Source organism: Agaricicola taiwanensis, assembly GCF_014635245.1.
Lineage (GTDB): Bacteria > Pseudomonadota > Alphaproteobacteria > Rhizobiales > Methylopilaceae > Agaricicola > Agaricicola taiwanensis.
Map to the genome: position 1 here is coordinate 712433 of NZ_BMCP01000002.1, position 21012 is coordinate 733444.

The following is a 21012-nucleotide window of genomic DNA, read 5'->3' on the forward strand; positions in this document are numbered from 1 at the left end:
TCACTGGACGAGAACCTGAAGGATCTCGGCGAGCACATCGTTGGCGAGCTCGGCCCGGCGGTGTCCGGCTACCGGATCGCGTTCGGCGAGCTCACGATCGATGCGCCTGCGGCAAACATCGTGCGGATCATGACGTTCCTGCGAGATGATCCGAGCTGCAAGTTCACTGCATTCGTTGATGTTTGCGGCGCTGATTATCCCTCGCGCATTCAGCGTTTCGACGTCGTCTACCACCTGTTGTCGCCGAGCCAGAACCAGCGCGTGCGGGTGACCGTGCGGACCGACGAGACAACGCCAGTTCCCAGCGTGGTTGATGTGTTTCCGGCGGCCAACTGGTTCGAGCGCGAGACATACGACCTCTATGGCATCTTCTTCTCCGACCATCCGGACCTGCGCCGTATCCTCACCGACTACGGCTTCGAAGGCTATCCGCTGCGCAAGGACTTCCCGCTGACGGGCTATGTCGAGGTGCGGTGGGATGACCAGGAGAAGCGCGTGGTCTACGAGCCGGTACGGCTGACGCAGGAATTCCGCAACTTCGATTTCCTTTCGCCGTGGGAAGGCACCGATTACGTGCTCCCAGGCGACGAAAAGGCAAAGGCAAACTGATCATGGCCGAAGCCGAGATTCGCAATTTCTCGATCAATTTCGGGCCGCAGCATCCGGCGGCCCACGGCGTGCTGCGCCTGGTGCTTGATATCGATGGCGAGATCGTCGATCGCGTCGACCCGCATATCGGGCTCCTGCATCGCGGCACGGAAAAGCTGATCGAGGCCAAGACCTATCTCCAGGCCGTGCCTTACTTCGACCGGCTTGATTACGTCGCGCCCATGAATCAGGAGCACGCGTTCGCGCTCGCGGTCGAGAAGCTGCTGGAACTGGAAGTGCCCAAGCGCGGCCAATTGATCCGGGTACTGTTCTCCGAGATTGGCCGGATCATGGGCCACATCCTCAATGTGACCACCTTCGCCATGGACGTTGGCGCACTGACGCCGCCGCTGTGGGGCATGGAAGATCGCGAAAAGCTGATGATCTTCTATGAACGTGCATCGGGCGCGCGCATGCATGCCGCGTATTTCCGGCCGGGCGGCGTCCACCAGGATATTCCGACCAAGCTCGTCGAAGATATCGGCGCCTTCTGCGGTCCGTTCCTGAAACTTCTCGACGACCTCGACGCACTCGTGACCGGAAACCGTATCTTCAAGCAGCGGACCGCGGATATCGGCGGCATCTCGCTGGAAGATGCCTGGGCCTATGGCTTCTCGGGACCGAACATCCGCAGTGCGGGCGCGGCCTGGGACCTGCGCCGCGCGCAGCCCTACGAGTGCTATTCCGAGCTTGATTTCGACATTCCCGTGGGCAAGACGGGCGATTGCTACGATCGGTATCTTATCCGCATGGAGGAGATGCGTCAGTCCGTTCGGATCATGCTGCAGTGTGTTGAGAAGCTTCTGTCGGCCGAAGGGCAGGGGCCGGTATCCTCCATGGACAACAAGATCGTGCCGCCCAAGCGGGCGGAGATGAAGCGGTCCATGGAAGCGCTGATCCACCACTTCAAGCTCTACACCGAGGGCTATCGCGTGCCGGAAGGCGAGGTCTATGCCGCCGTCGAGGCGCCCAAGGGCGAGTTCGGCGTCTATCTCGTCTCGGACGGCACCAACAAGCCTTATCGCTGCAAGATCCGCGCGCCCGGTTTCCCCCATCTTGCCGCCATGGATTTCCTCTGCCGCGGGCATCAGCTCGCCGACGTCACTGCTGTGCTCGGTTCGCTCGACATCGTTTTCGGCGAGATCGACCGGTGATGACGAAAGATATGGGACGCCTTTAAAATGTCCGTACGCCGCCTCGCTGAACAGCAGCCCGAAAGCTTCGCTTTCACGCCTGACAATATCGCCTGGGCCAATACCCAGATTGCGAAATACCCCGAGGGCCGCCAAGCCTCTGCGGTGATCCCGCTGCTGTGGAAGGCCCAGGAGCAGCACGGCGGCTGGCTGCCCGAACCGGCAATCCGGGTGGTCGCCGACATGCTAGGCATGGCCTTCATCCGCGTACTGGAGGTTGCGACCTTCTACACCATGTTCAACCTGGAGCCGGTGGGGCGCCATCTGGTCCAGCTGTGTGGCACCACACCGTGCATGCTGCGCGGCGCCAATGAACTCAAAGACGTATGCCGCAAGGTGATCGGCCCGGAAAAGACGCTTTCCGCCGACGGCACGATGTCCTGGCTGGAAGTCGAATGCCTTGGCGCTTGCGCCAATGCGCCCATGGTTCAGATCAACTACGATTATTATGAAGATCTGACGCCAGAGAGCTTCGAGGCCATGCTCAACGACCTCAGGGCAGGCAAGGACGTGACACCCGGATCGCAGACCGGCCGCGCCGCATCCTGCCCGAGCGGAGGACCAACCTCGCTCACCGATGAGACGCTTTTCGATGGTTCGGTCATCGGTGCCTGGCGCAAGCGCTTCGATGAAGCCAAAGCTCCTGAGCAGGCCCCTACAGAGGCCGCCAAGCCGGAGGCGCCCAGCCCCGGAGAGAAGCTTGCGGCCGATAATCCGGGCGAGCGTGCCGCGAAAGGCAAGCCCGCCATCAAGCCGGCGGATCAGGCGGCGGCTGAAAGGTCGGTTCCGGCCTCGGACCCGGCGACCTCTCCGGATCCCAAACGGGTAAAACCGCGTGCGGTGAAAGCAAAGACTTCCGCAAGTGCTCCCGGCAACGGTCTGAACGCTGTTGATGGCCAGGACAACGTCAAGAAAACTCGGGCGCCCAAAGCGCCGAAGGGTGAGTGAGGCCCGCTATGCTGCAGGATCGCGACCGGATCTTCACTAATCTTTATGGACTGCACCCCTGGGGGCTTGAGGCCGCCAAGAAGCGTGGTGCCTGGGATGGCACCAAGTTCCTCCTTCAGCAGGGACGTGACTGGATCATCGAAGAGATGAAGGCGTCGGGCCTGCGCGGCCGTGGCGGCGCCGGCTTTCCGACCGGCCTGAAATGGTCGTTCATGCCCAAACAGGTGGGCGACCGACCACATTACCTCGTGGTCAACGCCGACGAGTCCGAGCCCGGAACGTGCAAGGACCGCGAGATCATGCGCAATGATCCGCACCTCCTGATCGAAGGCTGCATGCTTGCTTCCTTCGCCATGGGCGCGCATGCCTGCTACATTTACATTCGCGGCGAATATGTCCGCGAGAAGGAGCGCTTGCAGGCGGCCGTGGACGAGGCCTATGCAGCCCGCCTCATCGGCAAGAGCAACATCCACGACTATCCCTTTGATCTTTATGTGCATCACGGCGCAGGCGCCTATATCTGCGGCGAAGAGACGGCGCTGATCGAAAGCCTTGAAGGCAAGAAGGGCATGCCGCGTCTGAAACCGCCGTTCCCGGCCAATATGGGCCTCTACGGCGCGCCGACGACGGTCAACAATGTCGAGAGCATCGCAGTTGCCGGCACCATCCTGCGGCGCGGCGCCTCCTGGTTCGCTGGTCTCGGCAAGCCCAACAACGTCGGCACGAAGCTCTTCTCCATTTCCGGCCATGTGGAGCGGCCGTGCAATGTGGAAGAGGAGATGGGCATCACCCTGCGTGAGCTCGTCGAGAAGCACTGCGGCGGCATTCGCGGCGGCTGGGACAATCTCATGGCCGTCATCCCGGGCGGTTCCTCGGTGCCCTGCATCCCCGCATCGCAGTGTGACGATCTCTCCATGGATTTCGATACGCTGCGGAACCTGAAGTCGGGTCTCGGCACCGCGGCCGTCATCATCATGGACAAGTCCACCGACATCGTCCGCGCCATCGCTCGTCTCGCCCATTTCTACAAGCACGAGAGCTGCGGCCAGTGCACCCCCTGCCGCGAAGGCACGGGCTGGATGTGGCGCGTGCTGGAGCGCATGGCGCGTGGCGAGGCGGAGAAGCGCGAGATCGATCTCCTGCTGGATGTCAGCTATCAGGTGGAAGGTCACACCATCTGCGCGCTCGGCGACGCGGCGGCCTGGCCGGTGCAGGGACTGATCCGGCATTTCCGGCACGAAATCGAAAAGCGCATCGACGATTATTCAGCGCGTTCGCGCGGGGACACCATCATTCCCGTCGCGGCGGAGTAGGGCACAATGGCCAAAATCATCATCGACGGTCTCGAGATCGAGGTTCCCGCCGAAGCAACGCTTCTTCAGGCCTGCGAAGCCGGTGGCGCGGAAGTGCCGCGCTTCTGCTTCCATGAGCGACTCTCCATCGCCGGCAACTGCCGCATGTGCCTTGTGGAGGTGAAGGGCGCCCCGAAGCCGGTGGCGTCATGCGCCATGGCCGTGAAGGACCTGCGGCCCGGGCCGAACGGCGAGCCGCCAGCAGTGATCACGCGTTCCAAGACCGTGAAGAAGGCCCGCGAAGGCGTGATGGAGTTCCTGCTCATCAACCATCCGCTGGATTGCCCGATCTGCGACCAGGGCGGCGAATGCGACCTGCAGGACCAGGCCATGGCCTATGGCGTGGACAAAAACCGCTTCTCAGAAAACAAGCGCGCGGTTGAGGACAAATACATCGGCCCGCTCGTGAAGACGAGCATGAACCGCTGCATCCACTGCACCCGCTGCGTGCGTTTTGCCACCGAGGTTGCCGGCGTGTCTGAACTCGGCGCGATCGGACGCGGCGAGGACATGGAGATCACCACCTATCTGGAAAGCGCCATGTCTTCCGAACTCCAGGGCAATGTGATCGACCTGTGCCCGGTGGGTGCGCTGACCTCGAAGCCTTACGCCTTCCAGGCGCGACCCTGGGAGCTTGCAAAGACCGAATCCATCGACGTGATGGATGCGCTCGGCAGCGCCATCCGGGTCGATTCCCGCGGCCGTGAGGTGATGCGCGTGCTGCCGCGGCTCAATGAGGAGATCAACGAGGAATGGATCTCCGATAAGACCCGCTTCATCTGGGACGGGTTGAAGAGCCAGCGGCTCGATCGCCCCTATGTGCGCGAGCGCGGCAAGCTGCGCCCGGCGACCTGGACCGAAGCCTTCGAGGTCATCGCGAAGCGGATGAAGAAGGCACAGCCGGAACGGGTTGGCGCTATCGTTGGTGATCTCGCCGCGGTGGAAGAGATCTTCGCGCTGAAGAATCTGATGGGCCGTATCGGCAGCCCCAACATCGATTGCCGCCAGGATGGAGCCAGGCTCGATCCCTCACGGGGACGGGCCAGCTATCTCTTCAATCCGACGATCGCCGGCGTGGAGCAGGCCGATGCCATTCTGATCATCGGCTCCAATCCGCGTCTGGAAGCACCGGTGCTCAACGCCCGCCTTCGCAAGCGGTGGCGGATGGGCAATGTGCGCATCGCCGTCGTGGGTGAACACGCCGATCTGACCTATACCTATGACTATCTCGGCGCCGGTCCCGACACGCTGTCGGAGATCGCCGAGGGCAGCCACAGCTTCAGCGAAGTCCTGAGAGGCGCGGCGCGTCCGCTGGTGATCGTGGGGCAGGGCGCTCTTGCCCGCGAAGATGGACAGGCCATCCTCAGCCTCGCGGCACGTCTTGCCGGCAATGTGACGGCGGAATGGAACGGCCTGTCGATCCTGCACACCGCTGCCAGCCGCGTTGGCGCTCTGGATCTCGGCTTCGTGCCGGCAAAGGGCGGCAAGGATGTCGCCGCGATGCTGGCGCCCGGCGCGCTCGATGTCCTGTTCCTGCTCGGCGCCGATGAAATCGACGTCCCGGCGGGGCCGTTCGTCATCTACCAGGGCACGCATGGTGATCGCGGCGCTCACCGCGCCGACGTGATACTGCCCGGCGCGACCTATACGGAAAAGAGCGGTCTTTACGTCAACACCGAGGGCCGTGTGCAGCAGGCCAACCGCGCCATCTTTCCCCCTGGGGAAGCGCGCGAGGATTGGGCGATCCTGCGGGCGCTGTCGGCGGTGCTCGGCCACACGCTGCCTTACGATTCGCTCGTGCAGGTTCGGCAGGCCCTCGTTGACGCCTATCCGCATTTCGCGGGCGTCGACGAAATCGCGGCCGGAGACACGGCTGGCGTCAGCAAGCTCGCTCAAGGCAGGGCGGGCAAGCTCGGCAAGGCGACCTTTGCCAATGTGATCCGCGATTTCTACCTGACCAATCCCATCGCTCGGGCTTCGAAGATCATGGCCGACTGCAGCGCGCTTGCCGCCTCTCGCGCGGGACAGCAGGCGGCGGAGTAGGGGAGCCCATGAAGACCATCGGTATCATCGGCGGAATGAGCTGCGAATCGACGGCGCTCTACTACAAGCGCCTGAATGATCGCGCCCGCGATGTGCTTGGTGGTCTCCATTCGGCGGACATCCTGCTGTGGTCGGTCGACTTCGACATCGTCGCCCGGATGCAGAACGAAGGGCGCTGGGATGAGGCGGGCGAATATCTCGCCGGCATCGCCGAACGACTGGAGCGGGCAGGGGCGGACATGATCCTGCTCGCCACCAACACCATGCACAAAGTGGCCGATGTCATCGCGGCAACGGTGGACATTCCCTTCCTGCATATCGCCGATGCCACAGCCCACGCCATCCGCGCCACCGGCTGCGCGCGGCCGGGATTGATAGCGACCCGCTTCACCATGGAGCAGGATTTCTATACGGGCCGGCTGCGCGACTATCACAGCTTTGACGTGCTGGTGCCCGGAGAAGAGGATCGCGCCGAGATCCATCGCATCATTTATGATCAGCTTTGCCAGGGTATCGTCACCGAGGGATCCCGGTCTGCCTTCGAGACGATGGCCGCGCGTCTTGTCGCAGAGGGGGCCGATTGCCTCATCCTTGGCTGCACAGAAGTCGGACTCCTGCTAAACGCCGGGAATGTTTCGGTTCCGGTGTTCGATACGACCGAAATTCATGCCGATGCGGCGCTTGCCGCGGCGCTTGACGACAATCTCCGCCGCAGCGCGGCGGAGTAGGACAGAACGATGGATCTGGCGACCTTCAGCGACTACCTCCTTCAGCTTGCCATCATGGCGGGACAGAGCGTTCTCCTGCTCGTCTCGCTGCTGATCTTCATCGCCTATTGCCTGCTGGCCGACCGCAAGATCTGGGCGGCGATCCAGCTGCGGCGCGGCCCCAACGTGGTTGGGCCCTTCGGCCTCTTCCAATCCTTCGCCGACCTTCTGAAGTTCGTGCTCAAAGAGCCGGTCATTCCGTCGGGCGCGAACAAGGGCGTGTTCTTGCTGGCCCCGCTCGTCACCTGCGTGCTGGGGCTCGCGGCCTGGGCGGTCGTGCCGGTGGCGGAAGGCTGGGTGATCGCCGATATCAATGTCGGCATTCTCTACATCTTCGCGATCTCGTCGCTTGGCGTCTATGGCGTCATCATGGGCGGCTGGGCCTCCAACTCGAAGTACGCCTTCCTCGGCGCGCTGCGCTCTGCGGCACAGATGGTGTCCTATGAGGTCTCCATCGGCTTCGTCATCATCACGGTGCTGCTCTGCGTAGGGTCGCTGAACCTGTCGGCGATCGTGGAAGCGCAGAACGGAGCTTACGGCCTGCTGAATTGGTACTGGCTGCCGCTGTTTCCGATGTTCGTAATCTTCTTCATCTCGGCGCTGGCAGAAACCAACCGTCCGCCGTTCGACCTCCCGGAAGCGGAATCGGAACTGGTTGCCGGCTTCATGGTGGAATACGGCTCGACCCCATACATGATGTTCATGCTTGGCGAATATGCAGCGATCATGACCATGTGCGCGCTGACGACGATCCTGTTCCTCGGCGGCTGGCTGCCTCCATTCCCGTTCGCGCCTTTCACCTGGTTGCCGGGTATCTTCTGGTTCGTGGTCAAGGTGTTCGGGGTGTTCTTCATGTTCGCCGCCGTCAAGGGCTTCGTGCCACGCTATCGCTATGACCAGTTGATGCGCCTGGGCTGGAAGGTCTTCCTTCCGATCTCGCTCGCCATGGTCGTCATCGTCGCCGGCGTCATCCAGTTCATGGGCTGGGCGCCCTGAGGCGAGGAGTTAAGAACATGCGTCTCGATCAAGCGGCCCGTTCGCTGTTTCTGTCGGAGTTCGTAGCGGCCTTCGTTCTGGCCATGCGTTACTTCTTCAAGCCGAAGGCCACCCTCAACTATCCCTTCGAAAAGGGTGCGATCAGCCCGCGCTTCCGCGGCGAACATGCGCTGCGCCGTTACCCCAACGGCGAAGAGCGCTGCATTGCCTGCAAGCTGTGCGAGGCCATCTGTCCCGCCCAGGCCATCACCATCGAGGCGGGCCCGCGCCGCAACGATGGCACGCGCCGCACCACCCGCTACGACATCGACATGGTGAAATGCATCTACTGCGGCTTCTGCCAGGAAGCCTGTCCGGTGGACGCCATCGTCGAAGGTCCGAACTTCGAATTCGCCACCGAAACCCGCGAAGAGCTTCTTTACGACAAGGAGAAGCTGCTCGCGAACGGTGATCGCTGGGAGCGCGACATCGCACGTCGCATCGCTCTCGACTCGCCTTACCGCTGACGGCTAAGGCGATATGAGCATGAGAATCACGAAAGCGGCCGGGTCCGGCCGCAACGGGGACAGGGTATGAGTCTGGCGTCCGCCTTCTTCTATCTCTTTGCCGGGATCACCGTCGCGTCGGCCTTCATGGTCATCGCGGCGCGAAACCCCGTGCATTCGGTGCTGTTCCTGATCCTCGCCTTCGTCAATGCGGCTGGCCTCTTCCTGCTCATGGGCGCCGAATTCCTGGCCATGATCCTCGTGGTGGTTTATGTCGGCGCCGTGGCGGTGCTCTTCCTATTCGTCGTCATGATGCTGGACGTGGATTTCGTCGCTCTGCGCCACGGCTTCCTGCAGTATCTGCCGGTCGGTGGCCTCGTCGGCCTTATCCTCGTCGCGGAGCTGGTCCTGGTTGTGGGCGGCTGGGCCGCCTCTCCAGGGGCCGAGGCGCTCCGGGCAACGCCGGTTCCACCCGTGGCCGATGTTTCCAACACACTGGCGATCGGCCGGGTTCTTTACACGGATTATCTGTTCTATTTCCAGGCGGCCGGGCTCATCCTGCTGGTCGCCATGATCGGCGCCATCGTCCTGACGCTCCGTCACAAGGAAGGCGTCAAGCGCCAAGACATCAGCGCGCAGGTCGCCCGCACCCCTGCCAACAGCCTCGACATCAAGAAGGTCAGTCCCGGACAAGGGGTCTGAAAGCATCATGGAAGTCGGTCTCAGCCATTATCTGACGGTCGCCGCGATCCTCTTCACGCTCGGGGTCATCGGCATCTTTCTCAATCGGAAGAACGTCATTGTCATCCTGATGTCGATCGAGTTGATCCTGCTCGCGGTCAACATCAATCTGGTCGCCTTCTCCACGTTCTCGGGGGATCTCGTTGGGCAGATCTTCGCCCTGCTGATCCTGACGGTGGCGGCCGCCGAGGCGGCCATCGGCCTTGCCATTCTCGTCGTCTTCTATCGCAACCGCGGCTCCATCGCGGTTGAAGACATCAACATGATGAAGGGCTGAGCAGCGGCCATGTATCACGCTATCGTCTTTCTGCCGCTGCTGGGTGCAATTATCGCGGGCGCCATTACGCTGGTGGGCGGTGCCCGCACCCGGCGGGCCGAGCTTGTTGTCGAGGGAGGCAGTCATCACGGCCACTCCCATGGCCATGCCCCGCACACCCATGACGATCACGGCCATGGCCACGGCGGTCATGATGATCATCACCACGCGCCGGAACATCCGATCGCGCCCGGCGCCCGCCCGGCGGAGTTCATCACCACCGGATTCATGATGGTGGCCGCCGTTCTGTCCTGGGTCGCATTCTTCAGCGTCACGCAGGGTGAGGGTGCCACCCGCATCGAGGTTCTGCGCTGGATCACCTCCGGCGATCTGACCATCGACTGGGCCTTCAGGATCGACAGTTTGACGGCGGTCATGCTGATCGTGGTCAACACGGTGTCAGCGCTCGTGCATCTCTATTCCATGGGCTACATGCACGAAGATCCGCAGCGGCCCCGCTTCTTCGCCTATCTGTCGCTGTTCACCTTCGCCATGCTCATGCTGGTGACGTCCGACAACCTGGTGCAGATGTTCTTCGGTTGGGAAGGCGTGGGTCTTGCGAGTTATCTGCTGATCGGCTTCTGGTACACCAAGCCCTCGGCCAATGCCGCCGCCATCAAGGCCTTCGTCGTCAACCGTGTCGGTGACTTCGGCTTCGCGCTCGGCATCTTCGGCGTGTTCTTCCTGTTCGACAGCGTGACCTTCGACGCGATCTTCGGCGCAGTGCCGGCGCAGGCGGAAGCGAACCTCGTCTTCCTCGGGCACGAGTTCCACGCCCTGACGATCCTGTCGTTCCTTCTCTTCATCGGCGCCATGGGCAAGTCGGCCCAGTTCTTCCTGCACACCTGGCTGCCTGATGCCATGGAGGGCCCGACGCCGGTTTCCGCTCTGATCCACGCTGCGACCATGGTCACGGCCGGCGTCTTCATGGTGGCGCGCATGTCGCCGGTGTTCGAGGCCGCGCCCGACACCATGCATTTCGTCACCTTCATCGGAGCCACGACCGCCTTCTTCGCGGCAACGGTCGGCCTGGTGCAGAACGACATCAAGCGTGTCATCGCCTATTCGACCTGTTCGCAGCTCGGCTACATGTTCGTTGCGCTGGGTGTCGGCGCCTATTCGGCCGGTATTTTCCATCTCTTCACGCATGCCTTCTTCAAGGCGCTGCTGTTCCTGGGCGCTGGCTCCGTGATCCATGCCATGCACCATGAGCAGGATATGCGCCGGATGGGCGGTCTGCGCCGTCTCATCCCGCTGACCTATTGGATGATGGTGATCGGCACCCTGGCATTGACCGGTTTCGGCATTCCGCTGACGCACTTCGGCTTTGCAGGCTTCCTGTCCAAGGACGCGATCATCGAATCCGCTTTCGCGGCCGAGGGTGCGATCCCCGACTATGCCTTCTGGTTGCTGGTCGTTGCCGCCGGAATGACGTCGTTCTACTCCTGGCGCCTTATTTTCATGACCTTCCACGGCAGCCCCCGCGCGTCGCTGGAAACCATGAAGCACGTCCATGAATCGCCGCTGGTGATGACAGTGCCGCTGATGGTGCTTTCGGCCGGTGCCGTCCTGGCGGGGATGATCTTCTATGGTGGCTTCGTCGGCGAAGGCTATGCCGAGTTCTGGAAAGGAACGCTGGCCGGTGGCGACCACCCTGAGATCATCGAGGCGATGCATCACGTGCCGGCACTGGTGAAGGCCTCGCCCTTCATCATGATGGCCGCGGGCTTCGTGCTGTCCTGGTACTTCTACATCGCCCATCCGCGCCTGCCGGCGCAGCTCGCCCGCGAGCACGACGTCCTCTACCGCTTCCTTCTCAACAAGTGGTACTTCGACGAGCTCTATGACGCGATCTTTGTCCGCCCGGCCAAATGGCTCGGCCGCTTCCTCTGGAAGAAGGGTGACGGCTGGCTGATCGACGGTTTCGGCCCGGATGGCGTATCGGCCTGGGTCGTCGACGTCACCAACCGCGTGGTCCGTCTGCAGACCGGCTACGTCTATCACTACGCCTTCGCCATGCTCATCGGCGTGGCCGCTCTCTTCACCTGGTTCATGTTCGGAACGCACTGATGATCGACTGGCCAATCCTCTCCGTCATCACTTTCCTGCCGCTGGCAGGCGTGCTGTTCATTCTCATGATCCGCGGCGACGACACGGCCGCCGTGCGCAATGCCCGTCATGTCGCGCTCTGGACGACGGTTGCGACCTTCCTCGTATCGCTCCTTGTGCTGGTCGAGTTTGATCCGAACGAGACCGCCTTCCAGTTCGTGGAGCGCGCCGAATGGATGGGCTCCTCGATCACCTATCACATGGGTGTCGACGGCATTTCCGTGCTCTTCGTCGTCCTCACCACCTTCATCATGCCGATCGCGATCCTGGCGAGCTGGACCTCGGTCGAGAAGCGGGTGAAGGAATATATGATCGCCTTCCTGGTGCTGGAGACGCTGATGATCGGCGTCTTCTGCGCGCTGGATCTGCTGCTGTTCTATGTGTTCTTTGAAGCAGGCCTCATCCCGATGTTCCTCATCATCGGTGTCTGGGGCGGCAAGCGGCGTGTCTACGCCAGCTTCAAGTTCTTTCTCTACACGCTGCTCGGCTCGGTGCTGATGCTGCTCGCCATCATGGCCATGTATTGGGAGGCCGGCACCACCGATATCGCGGCTCTGCTCGGCCATCAGTTCCCGGCATCCATGCAGACCTGGCTCTGGCTCGCCTTCTTCGCCTCCTTCGCGGTGAAGATGCCGATGTGGCCGGTGCATACCTGGCTTCCCGACGCGCACGTCGAAGCCCCAACAGCCGGATCGGTCATTCTGGCGGCCATCCTTCTGAAGATGGGCGGCTACGGCTTCCTGCGCTTCTCGCTGCCGATGTTCCCGCTGGCGTCCGACTTTTTTGCGCCGCTGGTCTTCGCCATGTCCGTCATCGCCATCATCTACACCTCGCTGGTGGCGCTGATGCAGGAGGACATCAAGAAGCTGATCGCCTATTCCTCGGTGGCGCACATGGGCTTCGTCACCATGGGCATCTTCACGATGACGCAGCAGGGCGTTCAGGGCGCGCTGTTCCAGATGATCAGCCACGGCTTCATCTCCGGCGCATTGTTCCTGTGCGTGGGTGTCATCTATGACCGGCTTCACACCCGTGAGATCGCCGCTTTCGGCGGCCTCGTGAACCGAATGCCGGTCTATGCCACCATCTTCATGCTGTTCACCATGGCCAATGCCGGGCTTCCCGGCACCTCGGGCTTCGTCGGCGAATTCCTGACGCTGCTGGCAGCCTTCGAGGCCAACACCTGGGTTGCCTTCTTCGCCACCACGGGCGTCATTCTTTCAGCGGCCTATGCGCTCTGGCTCTATCGGCGCGTGGTCTATGGCGCGCTGGAGAAGCAGAGCCTCCGGGAGATGACGGATCTCAACGTCCGGGAGGTCGCGATCTTCGTTCCGCTTGTGGTGCTGACGATCCTCTTCGGTGTCTGGCCCGTGCCGATCCTGGATGCGACCGCCGCCTCCGTCGACAATCTTATCACCAACGCGACAGCCGCGATCCGCATGGTGGCCGAAACGGCCGCTGTGGCACCGCGCTGACGAGGACCAGCCGAGATGACGCCGTTTTCCTTTCCGGCCCTTCTTCCCGCCGCCCCGGAGCTTCTGCTCGCCGGAGGTGCTCTCGTCCTTGTCCTGCTCGGCGCCATCGGCGGCGACCGGCGCGGGCATGTGGTCAACGGTGTGGCACTGGCCATCTTGATCGCCGCTCTCGGACTGCTGTTCTGGCTCCCCGGCGAACGGTCCACCATCTTCAACGGGAGCTTCCTGGTCGATGGCTTCGCCGTTTTCTTCAAGATTCTGACGCTGATCGGATCGATCGCGACCCTGACCATGGGCCTGCAGTTCTTCAAGACCGAGAAGTTCGAGCGTTACGAGTTCTCGATCCTCATCGTGCTGGCGACGCTCGGCATGCTGCTGATGATCTCGGCAAATGACCTTATCGCGCTTTATCTCGGCCTGGAGCTTCAGAGCTTGGCGGCCTATGTGATCGCTGCCATTCATCGCGACAACGTCCGATCGACCGAAGCCGGCCTCAAGTACTTCGTGCTCGGCGCACTGTCCTCGGGCATGCTGCTCTACGGCGCCTCGTTGATCTACGGCTACACCGGCACGGTGCGCTTCGAAGGCATCGCGCAGATCGCAACGGGCACGCCGTCGCTTGGCCTCGTCTTCGGGCTTGTCTTCGTCTTTGCCGGTCTTGCCTTCAAGGTCTCCGCCGTGCCGTTCCATATGTGGACGCCCGACGTTTACGAGGGCGCCCCAACTCCGGTCACGGCCTTCTTCGCCAGCGCGCCGAAGATGGCCGCCATGGCACTTTTCGTGCGGGTCGCCATCGATGCCTTCCCGAACATCCAGGACTCCTGGCAGCAGATCGTCACCTTCATCGCCATCGCCTCCATGGCGCTCGGCAGCTTCGCCGCCATCGGCCAGCGCAACATCAAGCGCCTCATGGCCTATTCATCCATCGGCCACATCGGCTTTGCCCTAGTGGGACTTGCGGCCGGCACGGAGGAGGGCGTGAAGGGCGTCCTGATCTATCTTGCGATCTACCTCGCCATGACGCTCGGCACCTTCGCCTGCATCATGGCCATGCGCCGCAAGGAAGGCATGGTGGAAGACATCGCCGAATTGTCCGGCCTCGCGCGCACCAAGCCGGCGATGGCGCTCTGCTTCCTGGTCCTGATGTTCTCCCTTGCCGGCATTCCGCCGCTCGCCGGCTTCTATGCGAAATATTACGTCTTCACGGCTGCCATCCAGGCGGGCCTTTACTGGCTGGCGGTGATCGGCGTTGTGACCAGCGTCGTCGGCGCCTTCTATTATCTGCGCGTCGTGAAGATCATGTATTTCGATGATCCCAAGGGTCACTTCGAACCCATGGCTTTCGAGCTGCGGACGGTGCTCGCGCTTTCCTCCATTGCGATCGTCCTGTTCGGCATCTATCCGCTGCCCCTGACCGAGGCTGCCGCCGCGGCGGCCAGGAGCCTGTTCTGACGCCGCCGACACTGCATCGGCTCGCCCTGGACGCGGGGCATCGCCTAGCTGTTCTGGAGACGGTCGATTCGACCAACGCCGAGGCTCTTCGCCGTGGCCGCGATGGCGAGGCCGGTCCGCTGTGGATCCTGGCTCACAGCCAGGAGGCGGGGCGGGGACGTCGGGGGAGGGCGTGGGATTCGCCTGTCGGCAATCTCTACGCAACCTGCCTTCTGTCGGAAACTCTGGCGCCGGAACGAGCGGCGCTTCTGGGCCTTGTCGCGGCGCTCGCACTTGCCGACGCCATCGAAGTCGTCGCGCCCGCCGCGCGCGGCCGGCTTGCCGTCAAATGGCCCAACGACATCCTGATCGATGGCGCCAAGCTCGCCGGCATCCTCATTGAGGCTGAGAGCCGTCCCGGGCAGGAAACACGGCTTGTTGTTGGCCTTGGCGTGAACTGCCTCTGGCATCCGACCGATCTCCCCTATCCGGCAGTGAGCCTCCGAGGCCTTGGCGCTGAAACAGGGCCCGGCGAACTCTTTCACGCCTTGTCGGGAAGCTGGGCGCAGTGGCTTTCCGTCTGGCGCACCTCGGCGGGTTTCGCAAAAATCCGAGAGAGCTGGCTCGACAGGGCGACGGGACTTGGCGGGCCGATCACGGTAAGACTGCCGGAGGCGACGTTGACGGGCACGTTCGAAGATCTCGACCGCCAGGGGCGGCTCATTCTCAAAGGCGCCGACGGCGCGCGTAAAGTGATCGGCTATGGCGAGGTGTTCCTCGGCACGCCGGGCAGGATTGGTATATGACAAAGGCAGACAACGATCTGGTCTTCGTTCCGCTTGGTGGTGTTGGCGAGATCGGCATGAACCTCGGCCTCTATGGCTATGGACGAGCGGGCAAGCGCAACTGGCTGATGGTGGATTGCGGGGTAACCTTCGGTGATCCCGCGCTGACCCCCGGCATCGATCTCATCATGCCCGACATCTCGTTCATCGAGGCGGAACGCAAGAACCTCGTCGGCATCGTTCTGACGCACGCGCATGAAGATCATTTCGGCGCATTGCTCGATCTATGGCCGCGGCTTCGGGTCCCTGTCGCCGCCACGCCCTTCGCCGCCGCCTTACTGGAGGCCAAGCGTGTTTCGGAGTCCGGTCCTCCCGCGCCGCGGCCGGAGATGCGTATCGTGCCTCCCGGCAGCCGGATCAGCTTTGGCCCATTCGATGTGGAGATGGTTTCGGTCGCGCATTCCATCCCGGAAGCCACCGCTCTGGCGATCCGGACACCCGCAGGTCTCGTGGTCCATACCGGCGACTGGAAGCTCGATGCGCATCCGGCGACGCCGCCCGGCACGGATGAGAAGCGTTTCCGGGAGCTTGGCGAGGAGGGCGTTCTCGCGGTCGTGGCCGACAGCACCAATGCCACGCGCGATGGTCGCTCGCCCTCGGAAGCCGATGTCGCCGCGTCGCTCGCGGAGATCATCCGCGAGGCAAAGGCCCGAGTGGCCGTGACAACCTTCGCCTCTCACATCGGCCGGATCCGGGCGATCGCGGAGGCGGCGCTGGCCGCCGACCGCCAGGTGGTGGTGGTGGGCCGCGCCATGGAGCGCTCCATCAATGTCGCCCGGGAAACCGGCTATCTCGACGGGATTCCGGCGTTTCTCACTCCCAAGAACTACGGCTATATCCCGCCTGATAAAGTCGTGCTGATCCTCACCGGCAGCCAGGGCGAGCCGCGCGCCGCGCTGGCCCGAATCGCCGAGGACACCCATCCTGAAATCGCCCTGTCGTCGCGCGACAAGGTCATCTTCTCGTCCCGCACCATCCCCGGCAATGAGAAGGCCGTGGGACGCATCATCAACGGTTTGATCGTGCGGGGGGTCGAGGTCATCACCGATGGCACCCGCCTCGTCCATGTCTCGGGGCACCCGCGCCGTGGGGAAATCGCCGAATTCTACTCCTGGCTGAAGCCGGCTGCTGTCGTACCCGTGCACGGCGAAGCCCTGCATCTGCACGAACATGCCACCTTCGCCAAACAGCTGGACATACCCACGGTGGTGGAGGGCAGCAACGGCAAGATGGTCAAGCTTGCTCCGGGCAAGCCGGAAATCATCGGCGATGCACCGTCGGGCCGTCTGCACAAGGACGGGCGGCTGCTGCTTTCGGAAAGGGACCCGGCGACGGCTGAACGGCGCAAGCTTTCCTTCGCCGGCGCGGTGAGCGTGGCGCTTGCCATGACGCCCAAAGGCGAGGTCGTCAGCGATCCTGATGTGGCGCTGACGGGTCTTCCCGAGAAGGACGGTGAGGGCGAGAGCTTCATCGACATCGTACGCGACACGGCCCTCGATACCTTAGACAACCTGCCGCGCGCCCGGCGCCGCGATCCGGCCTTCGTCGCGGATGTCGTGGAACGTGCCATCCGCGCCGAGCTCAATCAGGTGTGGGGCAAAAAGCCCGTTTGTCATGTGCTTGTGCTGACCGTATGACGGGCATGCCACGGTTCTCAGACTAGTTCGGCACGCAGACGGAACTGAGAGGTCGCTCCATGCCCATCATCAACGGTCTTGCCGTCTATTTCGTCATCTGGTGGGTGGTGCTTTTCGCGGTGCTTCCGTGGGGTATCCGCAGCCAGCTGGAAGAAGGCAACGTGGTCGCCGGCTCGGATCCCGGCGCACCGGCACGCCCGCCACTGCTGCGCATCGTGCTGGTGACCTCGCTTGTTTCCGGCGTGATCTTTGGCGCGCTGTGGTGGGCCTGGAGCACAGGCCTGATCGGCTATTCAAAGCCGGTCCTCGGCTGAAGCGAAGCCAAAAAAAAAGCAAGGCCGATAAGCCTCGCTTTTTCCAGTGCTCCTTTCTTGACCGCCTGGGAGTCGTCCTGTGGGGATAGACGACTTCAAACCAGACGTAGGCGCGGGTGATCGCGCCACACTTCCTCCCAAGACTTGGATCGGTTGCGCACCCGAACGGGCACTGGCCTCACTTCTTATGACTAAATGTTACGACAAGGAATCTACTCTGTCACCTTCTTGTGCAGCCCTTGCCAAAAAAAAGTGCGGTTTGGTCTACTGTGCTGCCATCCATGCTTGCAAGCCACAGCATTCTGGCTGTGAAGACCTTGTATTTTGAACAGAATTCGGTTTTCGTCGCGCGTCCTGCGTCGCACACCGTTTGACTTCCGGAGCCTCCTTCATGCGTCTTAGCCGTTATTTCCTTCCCATTCTCAAGGAGACGCCCAAGGAGGCGGAGGTCATCTCCCACCGCCTGATGCTGCGCGCCGGAATGATCCGGCAGGAATCAGCGGGCATCTATGCCTGGCTGCCGCTCGGGCATCGCGTGCTGGACAAGGTCTGCGACATCATTCGGGAAGAGCAGAGTCGCGCCGGCGCCATCGAGCTTTTGATGCCGACCATCCAGTCGGCCGATCTGTGGCGCGAGAGCGGCCGCTATGACGACTACGGCAAGGAAATGCTCCGCATCAAGGATCGCCACGAGCGCGACATGCTGTTCGGGCCGACCAACGAGGAGATGATCACGGAGATCTTCCGTGGGTCGGTGCGGTCCTACAAGCAGCTGCCACTCAATCTCTATCACATCCAGTGGAAGTTCCGGGACGAGGTGCGCCCCCGCTTCGGCGTCTACCGCTCGCGCGAGTTCCTGATGAAGGATGCCTACTCCTTCGATCTCGATGCCGAGGGCGCCCGGCACGCCTATAACCGCATGTTCGTGGCCTATCTGCGCACCTATGCGCGGATGGGCCTCAAGGCCATCCCCATGCAGGCCGATACGGGGCCCATCGGCGGCGATCTCAGCCATGAGTTCATCATTCTCGCCTCGACGGGCGAAAGCCAGGTGTTCTGTCACAAGGACTACCTTGATTTCGATACGCCGGCCGAGGATGTCAACTTCGAGGATCGGGCGGAGCTTCAGGTCCTGGTGGACCGTTGGACCGATCTTTATGCCGCAACCGAAGAAAAGCACGACGAGGCTGCCTTCGGCGCTCTTCCTGAGGCCGAACAGCTTTCAGCCCGCGGGATTGAAGTGGGGCATATCTTCTACTTCGGCACCAAATATTCGGCGCCCATGCGCGCCCATGTGGCTGGCCCCAACGGGCAGGAAGTGCCGGTCCACATGGGATCCTACGGCATTGGTCCGAGTCGCCTGCTGGCTGCCATCATCGAGGCCAGCCACGACGACAAGGGCATCATCTGGCCGGAAGCCGTTGCCCCGTACAAGGTGGGCCTGATCAACCTCAAGCGCGGCGATGAGGCGACCGACACGGCCTGCGAGGCGCTCTACGAAAAGCTTTCGCGGGCCGGCGTCGAAGTGCTTTACGATGATACCGACGATCGGCCTGGCGGCAAGTTTGCCACCATGGATCTGATCGGCCTTCCCTGGCAGTTGATCGTCGGCCCGAAGGGCCTCGCCGACGGCACGGTTGAGCTCAAGCATCGCTCCTCCGGCGAGCGCGAGATCCTGTCGCCCGATGCAGCGGTGGTGAAGCTCGTTGGGTGAGGCAAGCGTGAGCGGCAGCGGTACGGCGGCACAGCAACATCTCGGCGGCACCAAGCCGTTTGCGGGCTTCGAGTGGATGATCGCCGGCCGCTACTTGCGCGCCCGCCGCAAGGAAGGGTTCATCTCCGTCATCGCCGGCTTCTCCTTCCTTGGGATCGCGCTTGGCGTGGCGACGCTCATCATCGTCATGGCGGTCATGAATGGCTTTCGCAACGAGCTCATGGGCAAGATCCTCGGGGTCAATGGCCATGTGATCGTTCAACCGGTGGACAGCCCGCTGACGGATTTCACCGGTCTCGCCAGCCGGGTGGAGGAGGTGGACGGTGTCCGATCCGCCATTCCTCTGGTGGAGGGGCAGGCGCTTGCGTCCTCGCCCTACCAGTCCACCGGGGTCCTCGTGCGCGGCATTTCCTCAGGCGATCTGCAGCGCCTCAACATCGTTTCCGGAAATATTCGCGAAGGCACGCTGGAGAACTATGACGACGGGGGCGGGGTTGTGATCGGCCGGCGGCTGGCCCAGAACCTTGGCCTCAGAACCGGGGATACTCTGACGCTTGTTTCGCCACGCGGCGCCGTGACCCCCATGGGCACCACGCCGCGCATCAAGGGCTACCCCGTGAAGGCTGTCTTCGAAGTCGGCATGTCGGAATATGACAGCTCCATGGTCTTTCTGCCCTTCGCCGAGGCGCAGGCCTATTTCAACCAGGGAGACAGCGCGTCCTCCATCGAGATCTATCTGGATGATCCCGACAGCGTGGGACGCCTGCGACCGGTGATCATGGAAGTTCTGGGACGGCCGGCGCTTCTGACCGACTGGCGGCAGCGCAACGCGACCTTCTTCAGCGCACTGGAGGTGGAACGGAACGTGATGTTCCTCATCCTCACACTGATCGTGCTGGTGGCCGCGCTCAACATCATTTCCGGCCTTATCATGCTGGTGAAGGACAAGGGCCCTGACATCGCGATCCTGCGCACCATGGGCGCGACCCGCGGCACGATCATGCGCGTGTTCCTCATCACCGGCGCGGCCATCGGCACTCTGGGAACACTAACCGGACTGGTGCTCGGCACCATCGTCTGCCTCAATGTCGAGGAGATCCGCCAGTTCATCAGCAGCCTGACACAGACGGAGCTGTTCTCGCCGGAGCTCTACTTCCTCAGCCGCCTGCCGGCCGATATGGAACCGCGCGAGGTGATGGCGGTGGTGCTGATGTCGCTTGTCCTGTCGTTCCTGGCGACGCTCTATCCGAGCTGGCGGGCAGCGCGGCTCGATCCCGTCGAAGCTCTCAGGTACGAATGATGGAACATGAGCCCGCGCTGGTTGCCGTCGATGTCGCACGTGCCTTCGTGCAGGGCGAGGGGCGGCTCGACATATTGAAAGGGGCGAACCTGACGCTGAACCCGGGGGAGGCGGTCGCGCTGGTTGCCCCGTCGGGTACGGGCAAGTCGACCCTGTTGCAGATCGCCGGCCTTCTGGAGAAGCCCGATTCCGGAGAGGTCTATGTCATGGGCCGTCCGACCGTCGGGCTCGATGACGAAGCCCGGACCGCGCTGCGGCGCGGAGCCATCGGTTTCGTCTATCAGGCTCACCACCTGCTGCCGGAATTCTCCGCTCTTGAGAACGTGATGCTGCCGCAGCTCATTCGCGGGCTCACTCGCGGCGAGGCCACGAAACGCGCCGCTGAACTTCTGGGATGGCTCGGGCTTGCCAAGCGCGTGTCGCATCGGCCGTCGGAACTGTCGGGTGGCGAACAGCAACGGGTAGCCATCGCCCGCGCCGTCGCCAACGCGCCGCGCGTCCTGCTCGCAGACGAGCCGACGGGCAATCTTGATCCGGGAACGTCCGACCATGTGTTCAAGGCCATGCTGCACCTGGTGCGCGCGTCGGGCGTGGGCGCATTGGTGGCAACCCACAACCTGGAGCTTGCGGCCCGCATGGACCGCCGCATCACCATCCAGGACGGGAAGGTGGAGGAGATCTAACCGGATCGCCTCGAG

General features: G+C 62.7%; 19 protein-coding genes. All 19 read left to right on the forward strand.

Annotated elements, in window-relative coordinates; all coding sequences use genetic code 11:
* Positions 1-3: 3 nt before the first annotated feature.
* The 19 genes from IEV58_RS10750 (at position 4) to IEV58_RS10840 (ending at position 20997) form a co-directional block, all read left to right on the forward strand.
* Positions 4-609 carry an NADH-quinone oxidoreductase subunit C gene (locus tag IEV58_RS10750; protein ID WP_229729424.1) on the forward strand — a complete coding sequence of 202 codons (606 nt, stop codon included), beginning with the start codon at positions 4-6 and terminating at the stop codon, positions 607-609.
* 2 nt (positions 610-611) lie between these two features.
* Positions 612-1802: an NADH-quinone oxidoreductase subunit D gene (locus IEV58_RS10755; protein ID WP_188409734.1), complete on the forward strand. Its 1191-nt coding sequence runs from the start codon at positions 612-614 to the stop codon at positions 1800-1802.
* A 27-nt stretch (positions 1803-1829) separates the two neighbouring features.
* The gene (gene nuoE, locus IEV58_RS10760; protein WP_188409735.1) at positions 1830-2789 is read left to right on the forward strand and encodes an NADH-quinone oxidoreductase subunit NuoE; all 960 of its coding nucleotides are present in this window, start codon (positions 1830-1832) and stop codon (positions 2787-2789) included.
* Positions 2790-2797: 8 nt separating this feature from the next.
* The gene (nuoF, locus tag IEV58_RS10765) at positions 2798-4102 is read left to right on the forward strand and encodes an NADH-quinone oxidoreductase subunit NuoF (RefSeq protein ID WP_188409736.1); all 1305 of its coding nucleotides are present in this window, start codon (positions 2798-2800) and stop codon (positions 4100-4102) included.
* 6 nt (positions 4103-4108) lie between these two features.
* Positions 4109-6184 (forward strand): NADH-quinone oxidoreductase subunit NuoG, encoded by a 2076-nt coding sequence (gene nuoG / locus IEV58_RS10770; protein WP_188409737.1) that lies wholly within the window; start codon positions 4109-4111, stop codon positions 6182-6184.
* An 8-nt stretch (positions 6185-6192) separates the two neighbouring features.
* Positions 6193-6912 (forward strand): aspartate/glutamate racemase family protein, encoded by a 720-nt coding sequence (locus IEV58_RS10775; RefSeq protein ID WP_188409739.1) that lies wholly within the window; start codon positions 6193-6195, stop codon positions 6910-6912.
* Positions 6913-6921: 9 nt separating this feature from the next.
* Positions 6922-7947: an NADH-quinone oxidoreductase subunit NuoH gene (gene nuoH / locus IEV58_RS10780; RefSeq protein ID WP_188409740.1), complete on the forward strand. Its 1026-nt coding sequence runs from the start codon at positions 6922-6924 to the stop codon at positions 7945-7947.
* A 17-nt stretch (positions 7948-7964) separates the two neighbouring features.
* Complete coding sequence (gene nuoI / locus IEV58_RS10785) at positions 7965-8453, forward strand: NADH-quinone oxidoreductase subunit NuoI (RefSeq protein ID WP_188409741.1); 489 nt, start codon at positions 7965-7967, stop codon at positions 8451-8453.
* A gap of 66 nt (positions 8454-8519) precedes the next feature.
* Positions 8520-9134 (forward strand): NADH-quinone oxidoreductase subunit J, encoded by a 615-nt coding sequence (locus IEV58_RS10790; protein WP_188409742.1) that lies wholly within the window; start codon positions 8520-8522, stop codon positions 9132-9134.
* Between the two features lie 7 nt (positions 9135-9141).
* Complete coding sequence (gene nuoK / locus IEV58_RS10795) at positions 9142-9450, forward strand: NADH-quinone oxidoreductase subunit NuoK (protein WP_188409743.1); 309 nt, start codon at positions 9142-9144, stop codon at positions 9448-9450.
* 9 nt (positions 9451-9459) lie between these two features.
* Positions 9460-11559: an NADH-quinone oxidoreductase subunit L gene (gene nuoL, locus IEV58_RS10800; protein ID WP_188409744.1), complete on the forward strand. Its 2100-nt coding sequence runs from the start codon at positions 9460-9462 to the stop codon at positions 11557-11559.
* A complete protein-coding gene (locus tag IEV58_RS10805; RefSeq protein WP_188409745.1) occupies positions 11559-13073 on the forward strand; it encodes an NADH-quinone oxidoreductase subunit M in 1515 nt (504 codons plus the stop codon). Before nuoL ends, IEV58_RS10805 begins: the two co-directional genes overlap by 1 nt.
* A 15-nt stretch (positions 13074-13088) precedes the next feature.
* Positions 13089-14525: an NADH-quinone oxidoreductase subunit NuoN gene (nuoN, locus tag IEV58_RS10810; protein ID WP_188409746.1), complete on the forward strand. Its 1437-nt coding sequence runs from the start codon at positions 13089-13091 to the stop codon at positions 14523-14525.
* Between the two features lie 53 nt (positions 14526-14578).
* The gene (locus IEV58_RS10815; RefSeq protein WP_229729425.1) at positions 14579-15310 is read left to right on the forward strand and encodes a biotin--[acetyl-CoA-carboxylase] ligase; all 732 of its coding nucleotides are present in this window, start codon (positions 14579-14581) and stop codon (positions 15308-15310) included.
* Positions 15307-16986, forward strand: a complete 1680-nt coding sequence (locus IEV58_RS10820) for a ribonuclease J (protein ID WP_188409747.1) — start codon at positions 15307-15309, stop codon at positions 16984-16986. The genes IEV58_RS10815 and IEV58_RS10820 overlap by 4 nt, the downstream gene beginning before the upstream one ends.
* A 59-nt stretch (positions 16987-17045) precedes the next feature.
* The gene (locus IEV58_RS10825) at positions 17046-17300 is read left to right on the forward strand and encodes a DUF1467 family protein (RefSeq protein ID WP_188409748.1); all 255 of its coding nucleotides are present in this window, start codon (positions 17046-17048) and stop codon (positions 17298-17300) included.
* Positions 17301-17691: 391 nt separating this feature from the next.
* Positions 17692-19014, forward strand: a complete 1323-nt coding sequence (proS, locus tag IEV58_RS10830) for a proline--tRNA ligase (protein ID WP_188409749.1) — start codon at positions 17692-17694, stop codon at positions 19012-19014.
* A 7-nt stretch (positions 19015-19021) separates the two neighbouring features.
* Positions 19022-20314, forward strand: a complete 1293-nt coding sequence (locus IEV58_RS10835) for a lipoprotein-releasing ABC transporter permease subunit (protein ID WP_229729357.1) — start codon at positions 19022-19024, stop codon at positions 20312-20314.
* Complete coding sequence (locus IEV58_RS10840) at positions 20311-20997, forward strand: ABC transporter ATP-binding protein (RefSeq protein WP_188409750.1); 687 nt, start codon at positions 20311-20313, stop codon at positions 20995-20997. The genes IEV58_RS10835 and IEV58_RS10840 overlap by 4 nt, the downstream gene beginning before the upstream one ends.
* Positions 20998-21012: the final 15 nt, after the last annotated feature.